We start from the raw sequence: 25,803 nt of genomic DNA, 5'->3' as shown, positions 1-25,803 counted from the left end.
TGCCGGCCGGATGGGGTGTGACTACTCCGTGCGCAGCGGCAGCTGGATGTCGGCTTCGCTGTCAGCCGTCTCGCGGTTCGGATAGAAGCTGGACCTGGGGATGCCCGCACCGGCGTTTGCCGGCGCTTCACGGGTGGCGACGCTTCGCGCACCCGCATCGCTGTTAGCCGAGTTGTACAGGCCGGAGTATCCGGCAGCCGGGCTGCGTAGGCCCGCGCCCGCGGTGGAGCCACTGTTTGCACCCGCAGAGACGGGGCCGGCGTCGGCAGCCGCCGCCGCTACCGGCGCCGCGGCCGCGGGAGCGGCGGCAGCCGGGGTGGCTGCGGTGGGGGTCAATCCGCCGGCCAGCGCCGGATTCAGGCCGCCGGTGTGTGCCAGCGCCGAACTCAGGATCCCCGAGCTCAAGGTGGCCGTGCCGCCCGTTGCGTAGGTGGCCGAGCTGGCCAAGCTGGTAGAGCTTGCCATGTCGCTGCCGTGCATCGATTGCCACATGCCGCTGCTCATGCTGGCGGTGCCGAAACCGGTGCTCATGCTCCCGGAGTTGCCCAGGCCCGAATTGAGGGAGCCTGAGTTGCCGATACCCATGTTTCCGTTGCCGGAATTGAAGAAGCCGACGTTGCCGGTGCCCGAGTTTCCGATTCCGACGTTGCCGCTACCCGAGTTGAAGCCGCCGAAGCCGAACTGATGATCGCCGGTCAGGCCGAACCCGAAGTCGCCGTTGCCGGTGTTGCCGAAGCCGACGTTCCCGCTGCCCAGGTTGCCCAACCCGACGTTGCTGTTACCGGTGTTGCCGCTACCGATGTTGCTGCTTCCGGTGTTACCGGTGCCGACGTTGCTGCTTCCGGTGTTGCCGCTGCCCCAGTTGTTGTTGCCGACGTTGTTGTTGCCGACATTGCCGGTGCCGCTGTTGCCGAAGCCCAGGTTGATCTGGCCGTTCTTGCCGATGTCGATACCGAGGTTGCGCAGCACCTGCTTCCAGGGCGCCAGCGCCGAAGCGGCCGCCGACGCTTCGGCGTGGTAGGCGGCCATGGCCGCCACGTCGAGCGCCCACATCTGCTCGTAGGCGGCCTCGATGTCCATGATCGCGGGGGTGTTGAAACCCAGCCAGTTCGTGGCCGCCAGCACCTGCATCAGCCCGCGGTTGGCCGTGACCACCGCGGGCTGCACCGTCGCCGCCAGAGCCGATTCGAACGCGCCTGCCGTGACAGCGGCCTGTGCGGCCGCCTGCTCCGCCTGTGCCGCAGCCGCACCGAGCCACGCCATGTATTGGGTGGCGACAGCCATCATGGCTGCCGCCGAGGGGCCCAGCCATGAGCCACTGGTCAACTCGGAGGTGACCGAGCTGAATGACGACACCGCTGACGCCAATTCCTCGGCCAAACCGCCCCAAGCCGCGGCAGCGGCAAGCAGCGGCCCCGCTCCGGGACCGGCGAACATTAGTGCCGAATTAATCTCTGGCGGCAACCACGCAAAATGCGGGTTTGTCACCAGCCCAAACTACCTGGCGACGGCCGCTACCGTGGCCGTATCGGCATCGGAAAAATGTCGATCCATAGGGGGTTTACAGGAACCCCCAAGTTCCCTCACGCCGGGACCGGGGCTGGCTGCCGTCCGCGGACCAGCTTGCCGGGCCGGGCAGCGGTCGGCACCCCGTTCTCGGCGATCACCTGACCCGATACCACGGTTGCAACATAGCCCTCGGCGGTCTGATCCAAGCGCCGCCCGCCCGCGGGCAGGTCGTACCTGATGACCGGCTTGTGCAGTCGGAGTGCGGCGTGGTCGATGACGTTGAGGTCGGCCTTGTAGCCGACCGCGATGCGTCCGCGGTCGCCCAGGCCGGCCACCCGGGCCGGCACGGATGTGAGTTCGCGGACGGCTTCGGCCACGCTGAATCGCCCGGATGCCCGATCGCGAACCCAGTGCGTCAGAAAGTAGGTCGAGTAGCTGGCGTCGCAGATCATCCCGTAGTGGGCGCCCCCGTCGCCGAGACCGAGCACCACGTCTTCGCGATGCAATAGTTTGCCGACAGTGTCCAGCGAGTTGTTCTCCATGTTGCTGGTCGCGACCAGCAACATGGCGTGCCCGTCGTCGTCGAGCAGCCGGTCGTAGGCCTCCTCCATCGGGCTGACGCCGCGGGCGCGAGCCCGAGCCCCGATGCTGTCGGCCGCCGCCGGCTCGTAGTTGGGGTCCTCAGTCAGCGGAAAGATCCAGTCCCAGGCCTGCGCCACATACAGAATCGGATGCCCGACGCCGGGCTTATCGGCCAGGATGCGGGCCCGGACGTCGGGTTTGCGCATTTCGGCGACACGCTCGGCCAACGGCAGATGTGCGATCTCGCGGTAGCTGGGATAGAGCACAAATGGGTTTGCCGACAGCTGCAGTCCGATGATCAGCCCGATCGGACGGGGCAGTAGCTGCGCGGTGAAGCGGGTTCCCTCGCCCGCGTTCTTGTTCGCGTTCTCGACCATTGTGATGGCATCGGGCCAGCTGGGTTCGCCGACGTTGCCGACCACCAACGAGAACGTGACTGGCAGCCCGACCTCCTCGGCGACATCGAACACGGTCTGCAACACCGGCTGGTAGCCGCCGGCTGGGATGTCGGGCACAAACTGCAACAGGCCACCGCCGCCGTCGACGACGCCCTTGGCGATCTCTTCGATCTCCGCACGGGCGGCGTCGTAGCTCGGAATCGGCGATCCGCTCTCGGTTTTGTGGATGGTCAGCCGCGACGACGCGAACCCCAGCGCACCGATCTCGATGGCCTGTTTGGCCAGTGCCCGCATGGTGGCCAGGTCTTCGGGGGTGGCCGGCTCGCGGTCGGCGCCGCGCTGACCCATGACATAGACCCGCAGCGGGGAGTGCGGCAGAAAGGCGGCCACATCGATGTCGCGTGCTCCCGCCTCCAACGCGTCCATGAATTCGGGGAACGTCTCCCAGGTCCAGGGCAGGCCATCGGTCATGACAACGCCGGGGATGTCCTCGACACCGGCCATCACGTCGACGAGCACGTCGTGGTCCTGCTGGCGGCACGGCGCAAAACCCACCCCGCAATTGCCCATCAGCACGGTCGTCACGCCGTGCGCCGATGATGGTGTCAGTCGGTCTGACCAGATTGACTGACCGTCGTAGTGGGTGTGCAGGTCGACGAACCCCGGGGTGACCAGCAGGCCGCTGGCGTCGATCACCCGCCCGGCGGCGTCGCCGTTGACCGAGTCGTCGGGTGGCCCGACGGCCACGATGATGCCGTCGCGTACCGCGACGTCGCCGACGTACGGCTCACCCCCCAGCCCGTCAACGATGGTTCCGTTACGGATGAGGAGGTCGTAGCTCATCTAATCAATTTACGACCGCGGCGGTCGGTGGTGCCAGGTCCGATGGCGCTCGTAGAGTCGGCCGTATGGCTACCTCCGATGCCGCGGCCCGCGAGCTGCTGCGCGACGCGTTCACCCGAGTGATCGAACACGTCGATGAACTCACCGACGGTCTGACCGAGCAAGTGGCCAACTACCGGCCAACACCGGCCGCCAACAGCATCGCCTGGCTGATCTGGCACAGTGCGCGGGTCCAGGACGTCCAGGTGGCCGACATCGCCGGGGTCGAACAGGCGCGGACTCGTGATGGCTGGGTGGACCGGTTCGGGCTGGACCTGCCCCGCGGCGACACCGGCTACGGGCACGGCGCGCAGGATGTGGCTAAAGTGCGTGCGCCGGCCGAGCTGCTGGCCGACTACTACCACGCGGTGCACGCCCTGACGCTGCAGTACGTCGCGGGTGTGACCGCCGAGGAACTGTCCCGCGTGGTGGACACCCATTGGGATCCGCCGGTCACCGCGAGCGTCCGATTGATCAGCGTGGTCGACGACTGCGCCCAACACCTGGGACAGGCTGCCTACCTGCGCGGGATCGCCCAGTAGGTTCTAGGCGTGCGATTGCTTGCGACGGTGGTCTTATGGCTGGCCACCACGGTCGCGCTGGCGGTGGCGGTCCCGGCCGCGTGGGCGCAGACACACATCATCGATCGTGACGGCTACACCGCGCTGGCCGGCCGGGCCGCCGATGATCCGGTGCTGCAGTCGGCGATGGCCGCTGAACTCAGCACCCGTGCCATGGCGCTCATCGCCAAGCGCGGCGGCCAGCACGACGCGATCGACGGGTCGGCGGTGCAGGAGGCGGCCATGTCGTTTACCACCAGCGCAGCATTTCCGCCGTTGTTCGCTCAGGCGAATCGGGTGGCACACGACTGGTTGTTCAGCGAAGCGCAGTCCGCGGCCGACGGCGAGCGCTGGGTGGTCGACCTGGCGCCGATGCTCAACGACAGTTCCATCCAGCAGGTCTTGAGCAGCTATCACGTGACGGTGCCCGACACCTTGCGAGTTCCGTTGACGGTGTCGACTCCCCAGCCCCTGCATCAAGGCCAATTGCGCCGAGTCGCGGTCTGGGGTCCCTGCGTCAGCATCGGGGCGGCGGCCCTCGCGGTGGTCTGCGGGCTGCTGACGCTGATCACCGCCCGCCGCCGCGGCAAGGCGCTGAGCAGTCTGGGTGTCTCGGCGCTAATGGTCGGCGCTGCCGGCTGGGCGGGCATCGAAGTCGGCGGCCGATACGTCAACGAAGCGCTCAACCGCACCACGGGTGACATCCGCCGCATCGCCGATGTCATGGTCAATACCGCGGAGGGCAGCCTGCATCTATGGCTGAATTTGACGCTGCTTGCCGGCGTCGCGCTGGTGGTGGTGGGTGCCGTGGCCGCGATGATCAAGAGCCTGTGGAACTAGCGCCGGACGGGTCAGCGTAGCGGCAGCTCGGCCAGCACCGTGCCGGTCGGCTTGGTCGAACCCGTGCCGGGCTCGACGGTGAACGCCAGCGTCGTCGAGTCGCCGAGATAGGTCAGCGTCGCTTTTGTCGACGGCGTGACCGCCGTGGGGCCCATGGTTCCCGCCGATGTCGGCCCCTTGGCGTCGACCAGCCACATCTGATAGACGGTGCCCGGAGACGGCGGCGGCACATTGTTCATCACCAACACACCCGCGTTGCGATCGCGGGAGAACATCACGGTGGCCGTTCCGCCGCCGAGCCGGCCGGAGACCGTCTGCACATCCGGCGCGGCCAGCACCTGCTCGGCGACCGTCGGCGATGCCGACGGTCGGGTCAGGACGCCCAGGCCGAACGCGCCCAGCCCCACCGCGATCGCCGCGGCGGAAGCGAAAACTGCAGTGCGCCAACGTGGTTGACGGCGGCTCTGAGCGGGCTCCGCGGCTGCGAGCAGCGCCTGGCGCAGCTCTGCTGGTGGCTGCGCGGCCGTGGCGGCCGATACCACCGACATCGTTTCGCGCACCGACCGAACTTCTTCGTCGAATGCGGCGGCCACCGGCGCCGGTGCTGCGCTAAGCCGGCGCTCGATGTCGAGTCTCTCCTCGTCGGAGACCGCATGCAGGGCATACGGTGTCGCCAGCTCGAGCAGTTGGAAGTCGGTCGGCTCGGTCATGACGCATCCAGGCAGTTGCGCAGACCGCGCAGCGCGTCGCGCATGCGTGATTTGATCGTCGAAAGATTGGTGGCCAACCGCTGCGACACTTCGGCATAGGTCAGCCCGCCGTAGTAGGCCAGCTCGATGCACTGCCGCTGGGTATCGGTCAGCCCATCCAGGCACTCCACCACCCGGCGACGTTCATCACCGGCGATCGCCGAATCGGCGACCACGTCACTGGCCAGATCGACATTGGCCGCGCCATAGCGCGACTCCCGCTGGCTGCCGGCCTGCTCGGCGCGCACCCGGTCCACCGCGCGCCGATGCGCCATGGTCAGCAACCAGGCCAGGGGAGAGCCCTTGGTGGCGTCGTAATCCGATGCCGTCCGCCACACCTCGAGATAGATCTCCTGGGTGGTTTCCTCGCTGTAGCCGGCATCACGCAACACCCGTGCCACCAGTCCATACACCCGCGTACAGGTGTGGTCGTAGAACATGGCGAACGCGTCGCGCTCGCCCCGCGCGATCTGGCGCAATAGGGCGTTGAGGTCGTCGCTGCGCCCCGGCGGTCCGGTCATCGATCGGTAGCCTATCGCCAGTTGGCGCCAAGATCGTCGGGCCGGTCATTGATGACGCGCCGATCGAGGCGGCCGGGGCACGAAATACGCCGTCCGCCGTTGATATTCGCCGAATCCGGGACGATCCTTCATGTACTTCTCGGTCAGTCGCGCGCCGCTGACGTCGACCAGGAAGTACGTCATCAGCAGCGGTGAGCCCACGGTGATCAGCGGGACCCAGCCGGTGATGGTGACCAGCCACAATCCCCACCAGACGCAGGCGTCGCCGAAGTAGTTGGGGTGGCGCGTCCAGGCCCACAGGCCGCGATCCATGATGGCGCCCCGGTTGGCGGGGTCGGCCTTGAACGCCCGCAACTGGTGGTCGCCCAGGGCCTCGAAGACGACGCCGAGCAGCCACACCGCTACGCCCAGCGCCCCGACGGCCAGCAGCGGCTTCGGCGTCGGCCCGGTGACGGCAGACAGCTGCAACGGGAAGGAGATGAACAGCGTCAAGAATGCTTGCAGCACGAACACTTTGCGCACCACCTGCCCCAGCGTGGCGCCGCGGAGCAGATCCGTGTAGCGCGGATCTTCTCCCTTGCCGACCGTCTTGCGGTGGATGTGCCAGCTCAGCCGCAAACCCCAGATAGCCACCAGCGCCAGCAGTAGCCACCGGCGGGTCGGGTCGCCGCTGCCCAGTACCGCCGAAACGGCGGCAACGGCGACGAACCCCAGACCCCAGGCCGCGTCGACGACGTTGTAGCGGCCGATGCGGTGGCCGATCGCAAATGTCACCGAATGCACGACGATCAGCGCGGCGGCCGATGCGCCGGAGATCAGCAGAATTCCGTCTCCGATCACCGGCCATCCTCACGTTCGAACGTCCACTGGTAGACGTCGAGGTAACCCGACCGGAATCCGGCCTCCGAGTAGGCCAAGTACAGCTCCCACATCCGTTTGAACACGTCGTCGAAGCCCAACTGTGCCAGCTCACCCTGGCGCTGCAGAAACCGCTCCCGCCACAGCCGCAAGGTCTGCGCGTAGTGCGGTCGTAGTGAGGCCGTGTCGATGGTGCGCAAGGCGGTGTGGCGCTCGGTGATGTCTGCGATCGCCTGGGTGGACGGCAGCAGTCCGCCCGGAAAGATGTACTTCTGCACCCAGGTCAAGGTATTGCGGCTGGCCAGCATCCGGTCATGGGGCATGGTGATCGCCTGGATCGCCACCTTCCCGCCCGGCCGTACCAGCCGCTGCAGCGCGGCGAAATACTTTGGCCACGAGTGGTATCCGATCGCCTCGATCATCTCGACGGAGAGCACGCTGTCATAGGCTGCGCCCTCGCTGCCGACATCGCGGTAGTCGCACAGGTCGATCTGGACCAGATGGGATAGGCCCGCCTCGGCGACCCGCCTGCGCGCCAGCCGCTGCTGTTCGACCGAGAGGGTTATCGATCGGACCTGCGCGCCCCGCGACGCCGCCCGGATGCACAGCTCGCCCCAGCCGGTGCCGATCTCGAGCACCCGGCTACCGTCGCGAACCTCGGCCATATCGAGTAACCGATCGATCTTGCGCCGTTGGGCCGCAGCCAGATCCGGCCAGGCGGCGGGTAGCTGGTCGAAGAGCGCCGACGAATACGTCATGGTGTCGTCGAGGAACTGCGCGAACAGCTCATTCGACAGGTCGTAGTGTTCGGCGATGTTGCGCCGGGCCTCATCGCGGCTGGGGTCTCGCCAGCGCGGCCGAAAAGCCGGTGCAATGGGTCGCAGCCACTGGAGGGAGGGTGGTATCAGCTCGGCCACCGACTCGGCGAACACCGTCAGCGCCGCGGCGAGATCGTTTGATGACCACTCCGCGGCCATGTAGGACTCGCCGAAGCCGATCAGGCCGTTTCGCCCGATCCGCCGGGCCAGCGCGGCCGGCTGGTGCACCACGATGGTGGGCCCATCGGCGGCACCGATCGAGGTGCCGTCCGGGTAGACCAGTCGTAGTGGCAGGCGGGCAACCGCGCGGCGCAGCAGGCGGTGCGCGATTGCGGCAGCCACCGCGGAAAGCGGGCCCGACGGCGGCTTTGCCACCGCCGGCCAGCGCCGCGAATCGATGACTTCGGAGCGTTCTTGGAGGGGCTCGCGGACGGTGTCGACACTCATCGCGGTACCACCGGAACTCGACGCAACCACAATTTGATCCCCTGTATCCGGATGCGGGCGGCCACCACCAACGGGGCCAACGGCGCAATGATTTGCATGATCGCGACTTGCTTGGTTGTCGCTGGTAGTCGTTTCCCGTGCAGGTTGGCGGTGAAGCTCTGCCGGTTCTCGCGGTGCAGCGAAACCGTGACGTCCACCTCGGCTTCGGGCCGTGGCGCTTGTATCAGGTAGTACCCGTCGACCTGGTTGAACGGTGAGACGTAGAAATTCTTGACGGCGGCCACCGGCAGCTCGGCCGGCGGTAGCAGGTAGGCATGGCGTCCCCCGTAGGTGTTGTGCACCTCTGCCACCACGTGGCGCAGCCTGCCGTCGCGGTCGTGGCACCAAAAGACGCTCAACGGATTGAAGACGTAGCCGAATACGCGCGCCTGCAGCAGCGCGGTCACGCGGCCGTCAGGGATTTCGGCGCCCTGTTCGGCGAAGAAAGCCTCCAGGCGGTCCCGAAGGGATCCCTGCGGCGGGGAGATGAAGTGGTCATCGGCGTGGAACCGGGCCATCGGCCGTAGCCACCACGGCAGCCGGGGTAAGTCGTCAACGTCGACATACCAGCTGTAGCTGCGGTATCCGAACGAGTGGTGCACCGGGACCCGCCGCGCATGGGTGATGGTGGTGCGGTAGATCGCCGGTGCCATTACCCGGGTTTGAGTCAGCATGACAACATCGCCTCCGGTCGGGTTCGGGCCGGCCAGTCGGCTCCGAGCCGCCGCGCCGCGCGTAGTCCCGATGCGGCGCCGTCCTCGTGGAATCCCCAGCCGTGGTAGGCCCCGGCGAACACCACCCGATCGTCGTCGAGCGTCGGCAAAACACGCTGGGCGGCAACCGATTCCGGCGTGTAGAGGGGATGGCTATAGGTCATCTCGGCGATCACCGATCGGGTATCCACCCGGTCGTGGCCACCGAGGGTGACCACGAAACGGCGGTTGCCGCCAATGCGCATCAACCTGCTGACGTCGTAGCTGACCACCACATGGTCCTGTCCGGGGGCCACCAGGTAGTTCCACGATGCCCGGGCCCGGTGGTGCCGTGGCAGCACCGATTCGTCGGTGTGCAGCAGGGCGCGATTGGTCGAGTAGGGGATTGCCCCCAAGACGTTGCGCTCCCAGGTCGTCGGATCATCGAGCAACAGCAGGGCTTGATCGGGGTGCACGGCGACGACAGCGGCATCGAAACAGCGGGGCGCGTCGCCACCGGCCCGTATCACGACCCCGTCGGCCGTCCGGCGCAGCGAATGCACCGCGGCGCCGGTGCGAACCTCGTCCAGACTCGAGGCGATGGCACGCACATAGTTGACGCTGCCGCCGGTGACAGTGCGCCACGTCGGTGACCCGAACACCGACAACATGCCGTGATGCTCGAGAAAGACGAACAGATACCGGGCCGGGTAGCGCAACGCATCGCCAGCGGCACACGACCACACGGCGGCCACCAACGGCGTGATGAAGTAGTCGACGAAGAACGACGAGAAGCGGTGCCGCTTGAGAAACGCCTCCAGCGTCTCCAGATCGTCCCCAGCGCTGCCGGCGGTGTCCTCGCGCAGCAATCTAGAGGCGGCCCGGTGGAAGCGCAGGATCTCGGCCAGCATCATCAGGTAGCGCGGCCGCAATGCCGCCGAGCAGGCAAACAGGCCGCGCGGTCCCAGCGCTCCGGCATATTCGAGCCCGATGTCGTCGGCGCGCACCGACATCGACATCTCTGACTCTTGGGTGGCCACGCCGAGCTCGGCGAACAATCGGCACAGCGTCGGGTAGGTCCGGTCGCTATGGACCAGAAACGCCGAATCGACGCCCACGAACGTGCCGTCGCCGGCGTCCAGACAGTGGGTATGGGCGTGTCCGCCGAGTCGGGTGTCCGCCTCGTAGAGGGTGACCCGGTCACGTCCGGACAGCAGGTAGGCGGCGGTCAGTCCGGCGACGCCGCTGCCGATGACGGCTATCGAACGCTGGGTGAGAGTTTTCTGCTGCACATGAGGTATTCGGAGCCGCCGGCCGCTTGGTTGGCCGCTCCGGAAATGCGCAACATCGTTAGCGTTCGCCGCTCATGGCCAAGGCCCGGTCGGGCTCGGGGTCTGCCGTCGGCGACGACGGGGTTCGAGCGGGCCGAGTGCGCACCCTCATCGGCCACCAGAACCAGCGGCCCAGCAATGCCGCGATGGACGGGGTCATGAAGGCCCGAACGATCAAGGTGTCGAACAGCAGGCCCAGGCCGATGGTGGTGCCGACCTGGCCGATCACCCGCAGATCGCTGACGGCCATGGACGCCATGGTGAACGCAAACACCAGGCCTGCGTTCGTCACGACCTTGCCGGTACCGCCCATCGCGCGAATGATGCCGGTCTTCAACCCGGCCGGTATCTCCTCTTTGAACCGGGACACCAGCAGCAGGTTGTAGTCGGACCCCACCGCCAACAACACGATGACCGACATCGCGAGCACCATGTAATGCAAATCGATGTTGAGGATGTGCTGCCACAACAGCACCGACATGCCGAATGAGGCGCCCAGCGAAAGCGCCACGGTACCGACGATGACCGCGGCCGCGACGAAGGCACGGGTGAGGATCAACATGATGATGAAGATCAGGCACAGCGACGATATCCCCGCGATCAACAGGTCCCAGTCGGCGCCTTCGGAGATGTCCTTGAAGACCGATGCCGTGCCGGCCACATAGATCTTGGCGTCCTCCAAGGGGGTCCCCTTGAGTGATTCCTCGGCCGCGGTTCGAATTTGGTCGATGCTCGCGATTCCCTGGGCTGATTGGGGATCTCCGCGGTGCAAGATGATGAAGCGGGCGGCATGCCCGTCGGGGGACAGGAACGATTTCATCGCGCGCTTGAAGTCTTCGTTCTTGAAGACCTCGGGCGGAAGATAGAACGAATCGTCGTTCTTGGCGGCGTCGAAAGCCTTGCCCATGGCGTTGGCGTTTTCGCTCATCTCGCTCATCTGGTCGTAGAGACCAGACATGGTGCTGTGCATGGTGAGCATCATCAGGCGCATGCTCTCCATGGTTTCGATCATCGGCGGGAACGTCTCGATCATCTGGGGCATCAGCCGATCGAGCTCTTTGATGTCGACGACCAGGTTGTCCAGCTTTTCGTCGATCTGATCGATTCCGTCGAGCGCGTCGAATATCGACCGGAACGACGAACAGATGGGAATGTCGTAGCAGTGCTTTTCCCAGTAGAAGTAGCTGCGGATCGGACGGAAAAAGTCATCGAAATTAGCGATATGGTCGCGCAGTTCTTTGGTTATCTGCTGCATCTCGATCGTGTCGCCGACCATCTTGTGGGTGTTGTTGGCCAGCTGGGTCATGAGGCCGTACATGCGTCGCATCAACGCGATGGTCTTGGCCATTTCCTCGGCCTGCGTGAGCATGTCGTTCATGCGGTCGCGCTGGTACTTCAGCGTCTGGATCTGCCCGGCATTTTGCATGCTGATCTGAAACGGTATCGACGTGTGGTCCATCGCCGTTCCGTCGGGCCGGGTTATCGCTTGCACCCGGGATATTCCTGGGACGTGGAAAATTCCCTTGGCGAGTCTGTCGAGGACGAGAAAGTCCGCGGGATTCCGCATGTCATGATCTGACTGGATCATGAGGATGTCGGGCTTCATCCGGGCCTGGGAGAAATGCCGTTCCGCGGCCGTGAACCCTTGATTGGCCGGGATGAAGTTGGGCAGATAGTCACGGTCGTTGTAGTTGGTGCGGTAGCCGGGCAACGCGAGCAGACCCACCAGGGCGACGGCCAGCGTTGCGGCGAGAACCGGCAGCGGCCAGCGCACCACCACGGTGCCGACGCGTCGCCAGCCCCGAACTTTGATCAGGCGCTTGGGGTCGAACAGTCCGAAGCGGCTGCCCACGGTCAGCACGGCCGGACCCAGGGTCAACGCCACCATCACCGCGACGAGCATCCCCACCGCGCAGGGGATGCCCAAGGTTTCGAAGTAGGGCATCCGGGCGAATTTGAGGCAGAAGGTCGCGCCGGCGATCGTCAGTCCAGAACCCAGAATGACGTGGGCGGTGCCTCGATACATCGTGTAGAAGGCCGTCTCTTTGTCCTCACCGGCCTGACGCGCTTCCTGGTAACGCCCGAAGATGAAGATCCCGTAGTCCGTGCCGGCCGCAATCGCCAGCGAGGTGAGCAGGCTTACCGCGAAGGTGGACAGCCCGATGGCCCCGCTGTGCCCGAGCAGCGCGACCACCCCACGCGCGGCGGTTAGTTCGACTCCCACCGTGAGCAGCAGCACGACAACGGTGATCACCGATCGGTAGACCAGCAGCAACATAATGAAGATCACCGCCACCGTCGTCACGGTGATCTTGATCATGGACTTGTCGCCGCTGCTGTGCATGTCCGAAACCAGCGCTGCCGCACCGGTGACATAAGTCGTGACCCCGGGGGGTGCGGGGGTTTCCTTGGCGATCTTGCGCACCGCTTCGACGGACTCATTGGCCAGCGGCTCGCCCTGATTGCCGGCGAGATTGAGCTGTACGTAGGCGGCCTTGCCGTCGTTACTCTGCGCTCCGGCCGCCGTGAGGGGATCGCCCCAGAAGTCCTGGACGCTCTGCACGTGTCGGGGATCGGCCCTCAGTTTGCGGATCAGAACGTCGTAGTACTTGTGCGCGCCATCACCGAGAGCGTCCTTGCCCTCCAGGACGATCATCGCCTGACTGTCGGAGTTGCCTTCGTTGAAGGCGGCGCCGATGCGCTTCATCGCTTCGTAGGAGGGCGCGTCTTTTGGGCCCAGTGACACCGAACGCTCTTGGCCGACCACTTCCAGCGATGGGATGAATACGCTGAGCGCAACGCAAACCGCGACCCAGGCGAGAATGATGGGCACCGCGAACGCGTGAATCATTCGCGCCAGAAACGGCTTTTCGGTGTGAGCGCGGGTGTCCGGGTCGTTCGCGTATTTGACGGTCACGCTGATTTCACCAGGCAATAGGTGTAAGCATTGACCTCGTTGGACACCCGCTCGGCCTTGACCTTGCCGTCTGCCGTGATTCGGCAGCCAATGCTGTTGGTATTTCCTTGTGCGACAAGGTTACCCATCACGGCCGCCAAATTCGTGGTGAAATGCAACGTCCAGGGCAACACCGCACCCTCTACCTGCTGCGGGTCGGAATTGACATCAAAATAGCTGATATCGGCGACCGTGCCCGGAGGGCCAAAGACTTCGTAGGTGATCTCTTTGGGGTTGAAAGGCTTGTTGTCGAGATTGCTGTCGGAATACGATTCGCGTTTTTCCGAGGCAAAGAAGCCGCGGATTCGGTGCACGGAGAATCCCCCGACGATGATCACCGCCACGATCACCAGCACGATCCACGTTCGCGACAGCACCCTGAAAATCTCAAGTCCCCTTTACCGGTTGGCGAAGCTACGGGGCGCACGATACCCGTATGTTCAACGCCGTTCGACCATGTTCAATCTTTGGATCGCGGTGAGGGGTGGGAGTGCCCGCAGGTAGATCCAGTAGATCTAGTGGCTGTCGCAACCTCGGCGGATCTATCGGCCGATTTACGGGTTGTCACCCCGTCTCACCTCGGGCTGGCTGCATCGCGCTGAGACGCGCAACCAAGCCTAGCCTAAGTAAACCATGGCGATGGGCGGAATTGTCGACCCCTTCCGTCATCTTGGGGATGTAACGCATATCACGTGCGTAAAGGTACGGTACCCGGTCGGCATTACCCTCGCAAATCACGCAGTGTGCGTTATCCTCTGGCGGTGGCGCAACTAACCTTCCGGCGCGCGCGCACCGAGGAGAACAAACGCCAGCGTGCGGCCGCTTTGGTGGAGGCCGCGCGCTCGATGGCATCCGAGACCGGTGTTGCGTCGGTCACGCTGACTGCGGTTGCCAGCCGCGCCGGAATCCACTACTCGGCGGTGCGTCGCTATTTCACTTCGCATAAAGAGGTATTGCTGCACCTTGCTGCCGAGGGGTGGCAGCGGTGGTCGAACACGGTCTGTGGGGAGCTGAGCCAGCCCGGTCCCATGACCGAATCGCGGGTGGCCGCGGCGTTGGCTGACGGCCTGGCCGCGGACCCGTTGTTCTGTGACCTGCTGGCCAACCTTCACCTGCACCTCGAACACGAAGTGGAGGTGGACAGGGTTGTGGAGGTCAAGCGCACCAGCACCGCCGCCGTGATTGCGCTTGCTGATGCGATCGAGAACGCACTGCCGGGGGCGTTCGACGTTCTGCTGGCGGCCTACTCGCTGGGGGCCACGCTTTGGCAGATCGCGAATCCGCCGCAGCGGCTCACCGACGTCTACGCCGAGGAGCCCGACGTGCTTCCGCCGGAGTGGAATCTTGACTTCGCGGCCGCTCTCACTCGTTTGCTGACCGCCACCTGTTGCGGCTTGACCGCCAAATCGTCGTAAGTTACCGGCGAATGGGCCATTTGAGCGGGCGTCGGTTCCGGCGCCATCCGTGGAGCGGAAATTCTGCGGCCTACCCCATGGTGTGTTTAAGATGCTTAGCGCAACAAACAAATGGATGGGATGGCTAAGTAAGTCAGCTTTTGTTCCAACACCGTTGGAGTCGCGGCGTGGACACCGTTGTCCAACCTGACGCCTGCGCGCCACGGCTGCAGTACTTGATTGGAACGGACCTGCCCCCTGCTAGCGGAAGGTGATTGGGTGCCCAATATCTCGGTTCTCAACGCGCTGAAGCGAACGTGGATCGCGCTGGTCATCCTGGCCGTAGTCGTGATCGCGGCGTTCAGCGTCAATCGGCTTCGCAGCTACTTCGGTGTCCATGACGACCGTCCCCTCACCAGCGGCGTCTCCGATGACATCAAGCCGTTCAACCCCAAGCACGTGGTCTATGAAGTCTTTGGTCCGCCGGGGACCGTCGCCAACATCAACTATCTGGACGTTGAAGCCCAGCCTCAGCGGGTCAGCGGCGTGACGTTGCCCTGGACGCTGGCGGTGACGACCACGCTCCCGTCGGTCAGCGTCAATGTCGTCGCTCAGGGTGACACCGACCAGATCGGGTGCCGGATCATCGTGAACGGCGAAGTCAAGGACGAAAGGTCCGAGAACGAAGTGAACGCCCAGACCTTCTGCCTGGTGAAATCGGCATGAGCGACGATCAGGCGGTAAGCGAACGTGCGGCCTCGAACGGGGCCTCGAACGGGGCCGGAGCCGAGAACGGGAACGGGAACGGGAACGGGAACGGGAACGGGAACGGGAACGGGAGCCTCCCCTCGATGGCCCGGCTGATCCGCCGGATGGCGGTGCCCATCGTTGTGTTCTGGGTGGGACTGGTCGCCGTCCTCGTGATGTTCGTTCCATCGCTCGAGGAAGTCGGCAAGCAACACACAGTTTCGCTGAGCCCAAGTGACGCAGAGTCGATGATCGCGATGAAGCGTGTCGGAAAGGTGTTCAACGAATTCGACACCGACAGCGCGGTCATGATTGTGCTGGAGGGCGATCACCCACTGGGTGATGAGGCACACCATTACTACGACGAGCTGGTCCGCAAACTCAAGGCGGACAAAGACCATGTGCAGCACGTCCAGGACTTCTGGGGTGACCCGCTGACGGCGGCGGGATCACAGAGCCCGGACGGCAAGGCGGCTTACGTCCAGGCATACCTCGTTGGCAATCAAGGGGAAGCCAAGGCCAATGAGTCCGTCGACGCGGTACGCGAGCTGGTCAACGACACCCCGGCCCCGCCGGGGGTCAAGGCGTATGTCACCGGCCCGGCCGCGCTCATCGCCGATCAATCCACGGCGGGCGATGCGAGTATCCAGCGGGTCACCTTCATCACCATTGGGGTGATCTTTGTGATGCTGCTTTCTGTCTACCGATCATTGATCACCGTGATCTCGGTTCTCGTGATGGTCGGGATCGAGCTGATGGCGGCACGCGGAGTGGTCACCTTCCTAGCGGATAACAACGTCATCGGTCTGTCGACCTTCGCGGTCAATCTCCTGGTGCTGATGGCCATCGCCGCCGGAACCGACTACACGATCTTCGTCCTGGGCCGATATCAAGAGGCGCGCGGCGAGGGGGAGAGTCGAGAGAAGGCTTTCTACACGATGTTTCACGGGACGGCGCACGTTGTCCTGGGCTCGGGCCTCACCATCGCGGGCGCAATGTATTGCCTGAGCTTCACCCGCCTTCCCTACTTCCAGACGCTGGGCGCTCCTTGTGCGGTCGGAATGTTGGTTGCGGTGCTGGCCGCGCTCACCCTGGGGCCAGCGGTCTTGGTAGTCGGGAGTTTCTTCAAACTCTTCGACCCGAAACGCAAGATGCGAACCCGGGGATGGCGGCGGGTGGGAACGGCAATCGTCCGCTGGCCCGGGCCGATTCTGGCGGTTTCCATCGCGATCGCCCTGATCGGGTTGCTGGCCCTGCCCGGATACCGGACCAACTACGACAGCAAGAAGTATCTACCGGCCTCGACCCCGACGAACGTCGGCTATACGGCAGCCGACCGACATTTCTCGCAGGCCAGAATGAACCCCGAATTGTTGATGGTCGAGACCGACCATGACATGCGGAATCCGGCCGACATGCTGGTAATCGACCGCATTGCCAAAGGGGTGTTCCATCTACCCGGAGTCGCCCGGGTGCAGGCGGTAACCAGGCCCCTCGGGAAGCCCATCGAGCATTCGTCGATTCCGTTTCAGATCAGCATGCAAAACACCGTCCAGGTGGAAAACATGCAGTACATGAAACAGCGGATGGCAGACATGCTGATCCAGGCCGCCGCCATGCAGGATTCCATCGACACCCTGGACCGCATGTACGACATCATGGGCAAGATGGTCGAAACCACCCACGATATGGATGGTCTGACCCATGACATGGTCGAGATCACCGACGAGTTGCGGGACCACATCGCCGATTTCGATGACTTTTTTTGGCGTCCCATTCGCAGCTACTTCTACTGGGAGAAGCACTGCTACGACGTTCCCATCTGCTGGTCGCTGCGGTCCATATTCGATGCCCTTGACGGCGTTGACAAGATCACCGAGAAACTGGCCGCGCTCTCCCGTGACATGGATCGGCTCGATATCTTGATGCCGCAGATGCGAGCTCAGATCCCCTTCCAGATCGCGTCGATGAAAACCATGAAGACGATGATGCTGACCATGCACAGCTCGATGTCCTCGCTGTATGACCAGATGGACGAGATGTCCAAGAATTCCACCGCGATGGGGAAGGCTTTCGACGCCGCCAGGAATGACGATTCGTTCTACATTCCGCCGGAGGTGTTCGACAATGCCGATTTCAAGCGTGGTCTGAAAATGTTCCTGTCACCCGACGGGCACGCGGTCCGCTTCATCATCTCGCACGAAGGTGACCCCGCCAGTACCGAGGGCATCTCGCACGTCAAGCCGATCATGGACGAGGCCAAACAGGCCATCAAGGGCACCCCACTCGAGGGCGCCAAGATCTATCTGGCGGGTACCGCCTCGGTCTACAAGGACATGCGGGACGGGTCGCGGTGGGACCTGCTGATCGCGGGAGTTGCTGCGGTCGTCTGATCCTGATCATCATGCTGATCATTACCCGAAGCCTGGTCGCTGCGGTGGTCATTGTGGGCACCGTATTGCTGTCGCTGGGTGCCTCGTTCGGGCTTTCCGTCCTGGTATGGCAGGACATCTTCGGCGTTGAACTGCACTGGATGGTGTTGGCGATGTCGGTGATTCTGCTGTTGGCGGTGGGTTCGGACTACAACTTGTTGCTGGTTTCGCGCTTGAAGGAGGAAATCGGTGCCGGATTGAAGACCGGCATCATCCGCGCGATGGCCGGCACCGGTGGGGTGGTGACCACTGCCGGTCTGGTGTTTGCCGCCACCATGGCTTCGTTCATTTTCAGCGATTTGCGGGTAATCGGGCAGGTGGTTACCACCATCGGGCTGGGGCTGTTGTTCGACACGCTGATTGTGCGTTCGTTCATGACCCCATCCATCGCGGCGCTGATGGGCCGCTGGTTCTGGTGGCCGCAACAAGTCCGCACTCGACCCGCCAGTCAGTTGCTCCGTCCGTACGGACCGCGCCCGTTGGTGCGGGCGTTGCTGCTTCCCCGCAACGGTGATTCCGCCGACGGACCTGAAGACACCAATACCGAGCGGTTGGCGGTGAGTTCGCCGCACTACTGACGCGGTCGGTGACAGCCGCCGTCGGCCCGGGCTAGACCCCGGGCTGGTCGTTGAACCCGCACCGGCGCACGTCGCGGATGATGTCGCCGGGGTCGGACAGCGGGGCCCCGCAGGTCAGACAGTATGCGCCCGACGAGCGGCCCAGACGGTTCACTCGCACCAGCGCTGCGGCTCGGGCGCGCCCGAGGCAGTCGCCGCACAGGATGTCTATGACGTTCCCGAACGGATCAAGATTGGGCCGGTTGCAGTGGTCCAATGCGTGGGTGTGGACGACATGCGTCGCGCGATTTGTGCAACCCGCGTCGGACTGGCAGGTCAGCGTCTGCCAGTCGAGCGCGACCAGAACGCCGGGGACCTCATTGCCGGTTGCCTGACTCATGCGAATACCTCCGACTTTCCGGACTGCATTCGCTACTTGACAAGGTCAGGGAACAATCGGCTGGCCGGAGTACCGCGCGGCCATGTCGGCAATGATCTGCATCCCGGGGGGCTCGGCTCGGTAGAGATACCGTCCGAATTTGGCTACGGATGCCAGTATGGCCACCGCGTGAGCGCACTAGCTGTCCGCCGAACGGCCAATGCAAGACTGAATCACCCATCCCCCAAACAGCGGACGAGAACCCCGGTGAACCGACCCGGCCGGGAGGGTGTTGGTTATGCTCAGTTCCACACGGACATGTCGCCCGCGGGGTATTGGTTGCAGACCTCGGTCGACTTGGCGACAACGCCCTTGTTGTTGAAGAAGATCTTCATGTGGTTGCGCCAGCCCCACCACAGCGGATCGATGGAGTCATAGAAGTGCTCGGAATAGTCCCGGCGATCCGCGGGGCTCAGCGAGAAGAACCAGTGGGCCTTGTCTTGGGTTGCCTGCTGAAACTCCGGGTGGTTGTTGTAGTCGATCATGTACCGCTGGTAGTACACCGGGCTGGTGTCCCTGGTGGCCGCGAGCACCTGCTCGGCGTCGCAGCTGGTCGCGATTATCCGGCGAGGTATCGGGAAGTCGTCTGTTGAGTCGGCTGCGGCGGTCTTCGGAAACACCGCCGCGGCGATCCCGATAGTGAGGAAAACGGCGCCTGCTCGCAGGCTAGAACTCAGCCGAGACATAGTTGCAACGTTAGCACTTCCAGTGCTGGGGCGTAGGGGCCAAGGTCACATTCGTAGTCCATCTCACTATCGGTCGCGATCAGGGACTATCACGTGATTGGGGTTGGGCCGCAGCTCCGGTGGGGCCTGGCTGTAATCACCGAACGGTCCATCTCGACGCTCGACCGCGGCCCGCACTCCCTGGTTTTCGGCGGTTTTGATGAAGTCCAACGCGTCCGGCGTATTGCGCATCAGGCCGTCGAGAATGCCGCCCAGGGTCTGGGTGGATGCCAGCCCCATATTTTCGTAGGCCTGATTGACCATCAGTTTCTGCGCCTGTAGCTGGGACAACGGAATCTGCGCCAGCTCGGCGGCAACCTCGGCGACCCGGGCTTCGAGCCGTTCGAACGGCACCGCCTCGTTGATCAGCTCGATCTGCGCGGCCTGGACGCCGGACAGCGGCCGACCGGTCAAGGAATGCCATTTGGCCTTGGCAAAGCTCAACCGGTAGAGCCACATCCCGGACAGGTACGCGCCCCACATTCGGCTGTACGGGGTTCCGATCACGGCGTCATCGCTGGCAATGACGATGTCGGCGCACAACGCGTAGTCGCTGGCTCCCCCGACACACCAGCCGTGGATCTGCGCGATCACCGGTTTCGACGCCCGCCAGATGGCCATGAACTTCTGTGTCGGGGCGGTCTCGCGGGCGGTGACCATGGCGAAGTCTTTGCCCGGATCCCATTGCCCGTCGGTCATCATGGTTTCGCCCCAATGCTGGAAACCCCCGCCAAAGTCGTAACCCCCCCAGGGCGGTAGGCACGGGCAACTCCAGACCAACGACGAACAGTAACCAACTCGATCGTTCTCCAGATAGCCCGTGCCTACACTCCGGCCCCAATAGCGCGGCACCAAAGATCATCAACCCAGCTCACAAGCCTGCTAATCAACAACGCCGGAGCCCTGGTAACCCCCCGAGAAGGCGCGGCCGGCACCGCGTAACACGATGACTTTGATGCCCTGGTCCCGTTCGGCCAGCCCCACGGCTGCCTCGATCTCATCGGGCATGGGCGGAACGATCGTGTTGAGGTGCTCCGGGCGATTGAGCGTGATGGTCGCCACCGGGCCCGCTGTCGAGTACAGCAGCGTCTGGAACTCAGGAGTTGGCATAGCCGAAGCGAAGCCGCTGCAGGGCGCCAGTGTCAAGCATCGACATGCCGTGTCAACTGGCGCCGTGCCGGCGCAGTGGCCAAGCGGGAAACTATTTCCGGCTGCCCAGCATTCGCCACAGGAACGAGTAGCTCAGCGCCGATTTGAACGCGAGTTGCTCGTTGTCGGCCGCACCCCCGTGCCCGCCCTCGATGTTCTCGTAGTACCAGACCTGGTGCCCGCTGACCTGCAGCGCGGCGGTCATTTTGCGGGCGTGGCCGGGATGCACCCGGTCGTCTCGGGTGGATGTGGTGATCAGGATCGGGGGATAGGTCCGGTCCGCTGAGATGTTTTGGTAGGGGGAGTATTCGGAGATGAACGCCCAGTCGTCGGGGTTGTCGGGGTCGCCGTATTCGGCGACCCACGAGGCGCCCGCCAACAGCAAGTGGTAGCGCTTCATGTCCAGTAGCGGCACGTTGCAGACCAGCGCGCCAAACTTCTCCGGGTACTTGGTCACCATGATGCCCATCAGCAGTCCGCCGTTGCTGCCGCCCTGCGCGCCGAGCTGGTCGACCGTGGTGATGCCGCGCCGCACGAGGTCGTCGGCTACGGCTACGAAGTCTTCGGCCACCTTGTGCCGGCCCTCCCGCATCGCCTGGGTATGCCAGCCGGGCCCGTATTCACCGCCGCCGCGGATATTGGGCAGGACGTAGGTGCCGCCGCGGGCCAGCCATAGCCGGCCCATCACGCCGCTGTAGCCCGGGGTATTGGATGTCTCGAAGCCCCCGTAGCCGTAGAGCAAAGTCGGGCCGGGTCCATCGGAGCCGGTGGGGCGCACCAGGAAGTACGGGATCGACGTTCCGTCTTCGGATGTCGCGAAATGCTGTGATACCGAGATGTTTTGGGCGTCGAAGAAGGTGGGTGCGGACTTGATCTGCTCCAGCTGCGTCGTCGCGGAACCGGCGGTGCCGCGCAGCAGCCGCGACGGTGCATCGAAGCCGCTGGAGTCCAGGAAGAACTCGTCGCCGGTGTCGTCGGCGGCGACGATCACGGTGTTGGTCGATGCGGGGATGCCGGCGATGGGTTCGCGGCGCCAACTTCCCGGCGTGACGATTTCGACTTGGCTGGCCACATCGGCGAGTGAAACCATCAACAGTCGGTCCCGAACCCAGGCGTAGTGGTACAGGCAGGTGTGTTCGTCGGGCTCGAAAACGACGTGCAAATCGCTTGTGCCGCTGAGGAAATCATCGTAGTTCGCGGCAAGCAGCGAGCCGGCGCGGTAGGTCTTAGCGGCGTCGTCCGCGCCGGCTTTGGGGGACCAGTCGGTGCGTAGCTCGATCAGCAGCCACTCGCGGTGAACCGACATGCTGCTGGCATCGGTGGGCACGTCGAGGGGGATCAGTTCTGTCCCCCGCAATTCGTAGCGCTGTCTGTTCCAGAAGTCCAGGGACCGCGATACGAAAGTGCGTTCAAAACCGGGTGTGCGATCGGTGGAACCGCCCGCGCTGACATCGGTGTGTGCGCCCTGGAAAATCATTTCCGCGTCGCTCAGTGGTGTGCCTCGCCGCCACCGCTTCACGATGCGTGGGTATCCGGACTCGGTCATCGAGTCGGGACCGAAGTCGGTACCCACCAGGATGGTGTCCGGATCGTCCCAGCCGACTTGCGACTTGGCCTCGGGCAGCTCGAATCCGTCGGCGACGAATTCGCGCGTCACCATGTCGAATTCGCGCACGATGACGGCATCCGAACCACCGGGGGACAGGCTGATCAGTGCGCGGGTGAACTCGGGTTCGATCACGTCGGCGCCGGCCCACACCCATTTCTTGTTGTCCGTGCGCCCTAGTTCGTCCACGTCGATGAGCACGTCCCACTCCGGTGCGTCGGTGCGGTAGCTCTCCAGCGTGGTTCGCCGCCACAGCCCGCGGGGGTTGTTCGCGTCGCGCCAGAAGTCGTAGAGGTAGTCCCCGCGCCGACGCGCGTATGGGATCCGGGCGTCGGTGTCGAGCACCTCGAGTGCCTCGGTGCGCATCCGCTCGAATTCGTCCTCGGACTCACCGCCGCAGAACTGCGCCTTGGTCGGTTCGTTGCGTGCGCGAACCCAATCCAGTGCCTCTTCGCCGGTGACGTCTTCGAGCCACAGATACGGATCGGTTGTGGTGTCTGCCGCGTCGGGAGCTTGGGGAGCCTCAGGAGCCTTGGGAGCCATGGAAGCCATTGTGGCCCCGGCGGTAGTGTGAGCTGTATTACATGAACTAACGAGGAGCCGATCAGATGACCATGTTTGCACGTCCGGGTTCGGCCGGGGCGCTGATGTCGTTTGAGTCCCGGTACGGAAATTTCATCGGGGGTGAGTGGGTTGCCCCGGCGCGGGGCCGTTACTTCGAAGACCTGACCCCGGTGACCGGCCAGCCATTTTGCGAGATACCGCGCTCTGATGAGGCCGATGTCGAGATGGCGCTCGACGCCGCACATGCGGCGGCCCCGGCCTGGGGCAAGATGGCCCCGGCCGAGCGAGCCGCGATCCTGAACAAGATCGCCGACCGGATCGATGAAAACAGGGCCGCGCTGGCGGTGGCCGAAGTCTGGGACAACGGCAAACCGGTCCGAGAGGCAATAGCCGCTGACATCCCGCTGGCGGCGGATCACTTCCGCTACTTCGCAGCGGCGATCCGGGCCCAGGAAGGTTCGCTGTCGCAGATCGATCAGGACACGGTCGCCTACCACTTTCACGAGCCGCTCGGGGTGGTGGGGCAGATCATTCCGTGGAACTTCCCGATCCTGATGGGTGCTTGGAAGCTGGCGCCGGCGCTGGCGGCCGGTAACGCGGTGGTGCTCAAACCCGCGGAGCAGACGCCCGCGTCGGTGCTGTACCTGATGTCGCTGATCGGCGACCTATTGCCGCCCGGGGTGGTCAACGTCGTCAATGGTTTCGGCGCCGAAGCGGGCAAGCCGCTGGCGTCCAGCAACCGAATTGCCAAGGTCGCGTTCACCGGAGAGACCACCACCGGGCGCCTGATCATGCAGTACGCCTCACAAAACCTGATCCCGGTAACCCTGGAACTCGGCGGCAAGAGCCCCAACATCTTCTTTTCTGATGTGATGGCCAAGCCCGACGACTTCCAGGACAAGGCGCTGGAGGGTTTCACGATGTTCGCCCTCAACCAGGGCGAGGTGTGTACCTGTCCGTCGCGCAGCCTGATCCAGGCCGACATCTACGACGAGTTCCTGGAGCTGGCGGCGATCCGGACCAAGGCGGTTCGGCAGGGCGATCCCTTGAACATCGAGACGATGCTGGGGTCACAGGCCTCCAACGACCAGCTGGAAAAGGTGTTGTCCTACATCGAAATCGGCAAGGAAGAGGGCGCCAAGGTCATTACCGGCGGCGAGCGCGCCGAACTCGGCGGTGACCTGTCCGGCGGCTTTTACATGCAGCCGACGATCTTCAGCGGCACCAACAAGATGCGGATCTTCCAGGAGGAGATATTCGGTCCGGTGGTGGCGGTCACGCCGTTCACCGACTACGACGACGCGATGGGTATCGCCAACGACACCCTCTACGGGTTGGGGGCGGGGGTGTGGAGCCGCGACGGCAACACGGCCTACCGGGCCGGCCGGGACATCCAGGCGGGCCGGGTGTGGGTCAACTGCTATCACGTCTACCCGGCGCACTCGGCGTTCGGTGGCTACAAGCAGTCCGGCATTGGCCGGGAAGGCCATCAGATGATGCTGGGCCACTATCAGCAGACCAAGAACCTGTTGGTGTCCTACTCGGATAAGGCTTTGGGGTTGTTCTGATGCCGGAGCCGTCGGCACCGTCGGGGGTGGTGATCACCGCGGGCGCCGCTGAATTGCTCGCCCGATTGCAGGACCGGCACGGTCCGGTGATGTTCCATCAGTCGGGCGGCTGCTGCGACGGGTCCTCGCCGATGTGTTACCCGCGCGGCGACTTCCTCGTCGGTGATCGCGACGTATTGCTCGGGACGCTTGATATCGGCAAGCAGACCGGGGCAGAAGGCGTCGCGGTGTGGATCTCCGGTCCGCAATATCAGGCGTGGAAGCACACCCAACTGGTCATCGATGTGGTGCCGGGCCGTGGCGGCGGGTTCAGCCTGGAAGCGCCGGAGGGTATGCGGTTCCTCAGCCGCGGCCGAGTCTTCACCGGCGAGGAGCAGGCGCTGCTGGAAGAGACGCCGGTGATAACCGGTGCCGCCTATGAGCGTGGTGAGCGTCCGGCGGTGCCAGGTGAGGTGGTGGCCGACAACGCGCCGGGTGCGTGCCCGGCCAGTCGGCCCTAGCCGCAGTAAGGTCGTAAGGCGTGATACCCCTTCCACGTGCGTGGCTGCTGACAAGCGCCATGCTGGTCGGTGGCGCGGTCGGGCAATTGGCCGGGGTGGGATCCAGCATTCTGGTTCACACCCGGGTCCGGCCGGACCTCGTTATTGCGCTGGTGGTTGGGATTCCCAGTGTGATTGGCATGTTGGTGATCTTGTTCTCGGGGCGCCGCTGGGTGACGGTGTTGGGCGCGTTCATCCTCGCGTTGGCTCCGGGTTGGTTGGGTGTGCTCGTTGCGATTCAGGTGGCCTCTCATGGCTAAAGACGATCTCGATTCGAACCCGGGAACCGAGCCGTTCGTGCCGGAGTTCGATACCGGTGAACGCTCGGTGCCGTTCGTGCCGGATTTCGATACGGACTCCAAGCCGTTTGCCGGTTTGGCCGCGGTGGTGACGGAGTCGAAGAAGTCATCGGTCGAGCTGGTGGACCTGTCCGAGGTGTCGGCGCCGCTGACAACTCTGGATGGGGATTCTCTGGATGGGGATTCGCCGGCCGAGGGCACCGCTACCCCGGCGCCATCGGTTACCGTGCCGAGTCGGTACGTCTACCTGAAGTGGTGGAAGTTCGTGCTGGTCGTGCTGGGCGTGTGGTTCGGCGCGGCCCAGGTCGGGCTCAGCCTGTTCTACTGGTGGTTTCACACCATCGACAAGACGCTGCCAGTCTTCGTGGTGCTGGTCTACCTGGTGCTGTGCGCGGTGGCCAGCTTGCTGCTGTCAATGGTTCAGGGCAGGCCGCTGATCACGGCGTTGTCGCTCGCGTTGATGTCGGCACCGTTTGCCTCGGTCGCGGCCGCGGCGCCGCTGTATGGCTCCTACTTCTGCGAGCATGCGAGCCGCTGCCTGGCCGGCGTCATTCCCTATTAGGCCACGGGCTGCTGAAGCGCCGCGCCTGCGCCTTCCGGAA

General features: G+C 64.4%; 21 protein-coding genes and 2 pseudogenes. 9 read left to right on the top strand and 14 right to left on the bottom strand.

From position 1 onward, the window contains the following. Positions 1-21 precede the first annotated feature (21 nt). Both MMSP_RS24445 and MMSP_RS24440 read right to left on the bottom strand, forming a co-directional pair. A complete protein-coding gene (locus MMSP_RS24445; protein WP_012392709.1) occupies positions 22-1,488 on the bottom strand; it encodes a PPE family protein in 1,467 nt (488 codons plus the stop codon). A 95-nt stretch (positions 1,489-1,583) separates the two neighbouring features. Beyond that, a complete protein-coding gene (locus MMSP_RS24440; protein ID WP_020788755.1) occupies positions 1,584-3,332 on the bottom strand; it encodes an amidohydrolase family protein in 1,749 nt (582 codons plus the stop codon). Between the two features lie 65 nt (positions 3,333-3,397). Here MMSP_RS24440 and MMSP_RS24435 point away from each other — a divergent pair, with 65 nt between their 5' ends. Further along, positions 3,398-3,913 carry a mycothiol transferase gene (locus MMSP_RS24435; RefSeq protein WP_020788754.1) on the top strand — a complete coding sequence of 172 codons (516 nt, stop codon included), beginning with the start codon at positions 3,398-3,400 and terminating at the stop codon, positions 3,911-3,913. 9 nt (positions 3,914-3,922) lie between these two features. After that, positions 3,923-4,771 carry a hypothetical protein gene (locus MMSP_RS24430; protein ID WP_020788753.1) on the top strand — a complete coding sequence of 283 codons (849 nt, stop codon included), beginning with the start codon at positions 3,923-3,925 and terminating at the stop codon, positions 4,769-4,771. Positions 4,772-4,782: 11 nt separating this feature from the next. Here the strand turns inward: MMSP_RS24430 and MMSP_RS24425 are convergent, their stop codons facing one another. Genes MMSP_RS24425 through MMSP_RS24390 form a run of 8 tightly spaced genes read right to left on the bottom strand, consistent with a single transcriptional unit; the run spans position 4,783 to position 13,559 of the window. Beyond that, on the bottom strand, positions 4,783-5,481 hold the full coding sequence (locus tag MMSP_RS24425) for an anti-sigma factor domain-containing protein (protein ID WP_020788752.1): 699 nt from the start codon (positions 5,479-5,481) through the stop codon (positions 4,783-4,785). After that, the gene (locus MMSP_RS24420; protein ID WP_011739564.1) at positions 5,478-6,041 is read right to left on the bottom strand and encodes a sigma-70 family RNA polymerase sigma factor; all 564 of its coding nucleotides are present in this window, start codon (positions 6,039-6,041) and stop codon (positions 5,478-5,480) included. The genes MMSP_RS24425 and MMSP_RS24420 overlap by 4 nt, the downstream gene beginning before the upstream one ends. A 45-nt stretch (positions 6,042-6,086) precedes the next feature. Further along, entirely contained in the window at positions 6,087-6,860 is a 774-nt protein-coding gene (locus tag MMSP_RS24415) for a DUF1295 domain-containing protein (RefSeq protein WP_119571754.1), read from the bottom strand. 17 nt (positions 6,861-6,877) lie between these two features. After that, on the bottom strand, positions 6,878-8,164 hold the full coding sequence (locus MMSP_RS24410) for a class I SAM-dependent methyltransferase (RefSeq protein ID WP_020788750.1): 1,287 nt from the start codon (positions 8,162-8,164) through the stop codon (positions 6,878-6,880). After that, a complete protein-coding gene (locus tag MMSP_RS24405; RefSeq protein ID WP_020788749.1) occupies positions 8,161-8,877 on the bottom strand; it encodes a DUF1365 domain-containing protein in 717 nt (238 codons plus the stop codon). The genes MMSP_RS24410 and MMSP_RS24405 overlap by 4 nt, the downstream gene beginning before the upstream one ends. Next, positions 8,871-10,187, bottom strand: a complete 1,317-nt coding sequence (locus tag MMSP_RS24400) for an NAD(P)/FAD-dependent oxidoreductase (protein WP_015354431.1) — start codon at positions 10,185-10,187, stop codon at positions 8,871-8,873. Before MMSP_RS24400 ends, MMSP_RS24405 begins: the two co-directional genes overlap by 7 nt. A 58-nt stretch (positions 10,188-10,245) precedes the next feature. Then, positions 10,246-13,143 carry an RND family transporter gene (locus MMSP_RS24395; protein ID WP_020788748.1) on the bottom strand — a complete coding sequence of 966 codons (2,898 nt, stop codon included), beginning with the start codon at positions 13,141-13,143 and terminating at the stop codon, positions 10,246-10,248. Continuing rightward, positions 13,140-13,559 (bottom strand): MmpS family protein, encoded by a 420-nt coding sequence (locus MMSP_RS24390; protein ID WP_015354433.1) that lies wholly within the window; start codon positions 13,557-13,559, stop codon positions 13,140-13,142. The genes MMSP_RS24395 and MMSP_RS24390 overlap by 4 nt, the downstream gene beginning before the upstream one ends. A 366-nt stretch (positions 13,560-13,925) precedes the next feature. Between MMSP_RS24390 and MMSP_RS24385 the strand changes: the two genes are divergently transcribed. From MMSP_RS24385 to MMSP_RS24375, 3 genes and pseudogenes are all read left to right on the top strand, one after another. Further along, entirely contained in the window at positions 13,926-14,597 is a 672-nt protein-coding gene (locus MMSP_RS24385; RefSeq protein WP_036426942.1) for a TetR/AcrR family transcriptional regulator, read from the top strand. A gap of 258 nt (positions 14,598-14,855) precedes the next feature. Continuing rightward, positions 14,856-15,302 carry an MmpS family protein gene (locus MMSP_RS24380; RefSeq protein WP_020788746.1) on the top strand — a complete coding sequence of 149 codons (447 nt, stop codon included), beginning with the start codon at positions 14,856-14,858 and terminating at the stop codon, positions 15,300-15,302. A gap of 125 nt (positions 15,303-15,427) precedes the next feature. After that, positions 15,428-18,333 (top strand): annotated as a pseudogene (locus MMSP_RS24375) (RND family transporter). Positions 18,334-18,364: 31 nt separating this feature from the next. Here the strand turns inward: MMSP_RS24375 and MMSP_RS24370 are convergent. The 4 genes and pseudogenes from MMSP_RS24370 to MMSP_RS24350 form a co-directional block, all read right to left on the bottom strand. Next, entirely contained in the window at positions 18,365-18,712 is a 348-nt protein-coding gene (locus tag MMSP_RS24370) for a hypothetical protein (protein ID WP_011739572.1), read from the bottom strand. Positions 18,713-18,993: 281 nt separating this feature from the next. Beyond that, positions 18,994-19,437 carry a DUF5078 domain-containing protein gene (locus MMSP_RS24365; RefSeq protein ID WP_036426940.1) on the bottom strand — a complete coding sequence of 148 codons (444 nt, stop codon included), beginning with the start codon at positions 19,435-19,437 and terminating at the stop codon, positions 18,994-18,996. A gap of 66 nt (positions 19,438-19,503) precedes the next feature. After that, positions 19,504-20,586, bottom strand: a pseudogene (locus tag MMSP_RS26510) (crotonase/enoyl-CoA hydratase family protein). Positions 20,587-20,677: 91 nt separating this feature from the next. Continuing rightward, positions 20,678-22,774 carry a prolyl oligopeptidase family protein gene (locus MMSP_RS24350; protein ID WP_020788739.1) on the bottom strand — a complete coding sequence of 699 codons (2,097 nt, stop codon included), beginning with the start codon at positions 22,772-22,774 and terminating at the stop codon, positions 20,678-20,680. Between the two features lie 65 nt (positions 22,775-22,839). Between MMSP_RS24350 and MMSP_RS24345 the strand changes: the two genes are divergently transcribed. Genes MMSP_RS24345 through MMSP_RS24330 form a run of 4 tightly spaced genes read left to right on the top strand, consistent with a single transcriptional unit; the run spans position 22,840 to position 25,763 of the window. Then, complete coding sequence (locus MMSP_RS24345; RefSeq protein WP_020788738.1) at positions 22,840-24,363, top strand: aldehyde dehydrogenase family protein; 1,524 nt, start codon at positions 22,840-22,842, stop codon at positions 24,361-24,363. After that, a complete protein-coding gene (locus MMSP_RS24340) occupies positions 24,363-24,863 on the top strand; it encodes a DUF779 domain-containing protein (RefSeq protein ID WP_012392726.1) in 501 nt (166 codons plus the stop codon). Before MMSP_RS24345 ends, MMSP_RS24340 begins: the two co-directional genes overlap by 1 nt. A 20-nt stretch (positions 24,864-24,883) precedes the next feature. Next, positions 24,884-25,162, top strand: coding sequence for a putative holin (locus MMSP_RS24335; RefSeq protein ID WP_012392727.1), 279 nt, complete (start codon positions 24,884-24,886; stop codon positions 25,160-25,162). Further along, positions 25,155-25,763 carry a hypothetical protein gene (locus tag MMSP_RS24330; RefSeq protein ID WP_012392728.1) on the top strand — a complete coding sequence of 203 codons (609 nt, stop codon included), beginning with the start codon at positions 25,155-25,157 and terminating at the stop codon, positions 25,761-25,763. The genes MMSP_RS24335 and MMSP_RS24330 overlap by 8 nt, the downstream gene beginning before the upstream one ends. Positions 25,764-25,803: the final 40 nt, after the last annotated feature.

Source organism: Mycobacterium sp. 012931 (genome assembly GCF_000419295.1).
Taxonomy (GTDB): Bacteria; Actinomycetota; Actinomycetes; order Mycobacteriales; family Mycobacteriaceae; genus Mycobacterium; species Mycobacterium marinum.
This window is presented reverse-complemented; position numbering and strand designations above follow the sequence as displayed.

Bases quoted from the DNA above. Each gene is read 5' to 3' on its own strand.
- MMSP_RS24440 (WP_020788755.1), bottom strand. From the start codon at position 3,332: ATGAGCTACGACCTCCTCATCCGTAACGGAACCATCGTTGACGGGCTG.
- MMSP_RS24425 (WP_020788752.1), bottom strand. From the start codon at position 5,481: ATGACCGAGCCGACCGACTTCCAACTGCTCGAGCTGGCGACACCGTAT.
- MMSP_RS24410 (WP_020788750.1), bottom strand. From the start codon at position 8,164: ATGAGTGTCGACACCGTCCGCGAGCCCCTCCAAGAACGCTCCGAAGTC.
- MMSP_RS24420 (WP_011739564.1), bottom strand. From the start codon at position 6,041: ATGACCGGACCGCCGGGGCGCAGCGACGACCTCAACGCCCTATTGCGC.
- MMSP_RS24405 (WP_020788749.1), bottom strand. From the start codon at position 8,877: ATGCTGACTCAAACCCGGGTAATGGCACCGGCGATCTACCGCACCACC.
- MMSP_RS24330 (WP_012392728.1), top strand. From the start codon at position 25,155: ATGGCTAAAGACGATCTCGATTCGAACCCGGGAACCGAGCCGTTCGTG.
- MMSP_RS24340 (WP_012392726.1), top strand. From the start codon at position 24,363: ATGCCGGAGCCGTCGGCACCGTCGGGGGTGGTGATCACCGCGGGCGCC.
- MMSP_RS24365 (WP_036426940.1), bottom strand. From the start codon at position 19,437: ATGTCTCGGCTGAGTTCTAGCCTGCGAGCAGGCGCCGTTTTCCTCACT.
- MMSP_RS24435 (WP_020788754.1), top strand. From the start codon at position 3,398: ATGGCTACCTCCGATGCCGCGGCCCGCGAGCTGCTGCGCGACGCGTTC.
- MMSP_RS24370 (WP_011739572.1), bottom strand. From the start codon at position 18,712: ATGAGTCAGGCAACCGGCAATGAGGTCCCCGGCGTTCTGGTCGCGCTC.
- MMSP_RS24350 (WP_020788739.1), bottom strand. From the start codon at position 22,774: ATGGCTCCCAAGGCTCCTGAGGCTCCCCAAGCTCCCGACGCGGCAGAC.
- MMSP_RS24345 (WP_020788738.1), top strand. From the start codon at position 22,840: ATGACCATGTTTGCACGTCCGGGTTCGGCCGGGGCGCTGATGTCGTTT.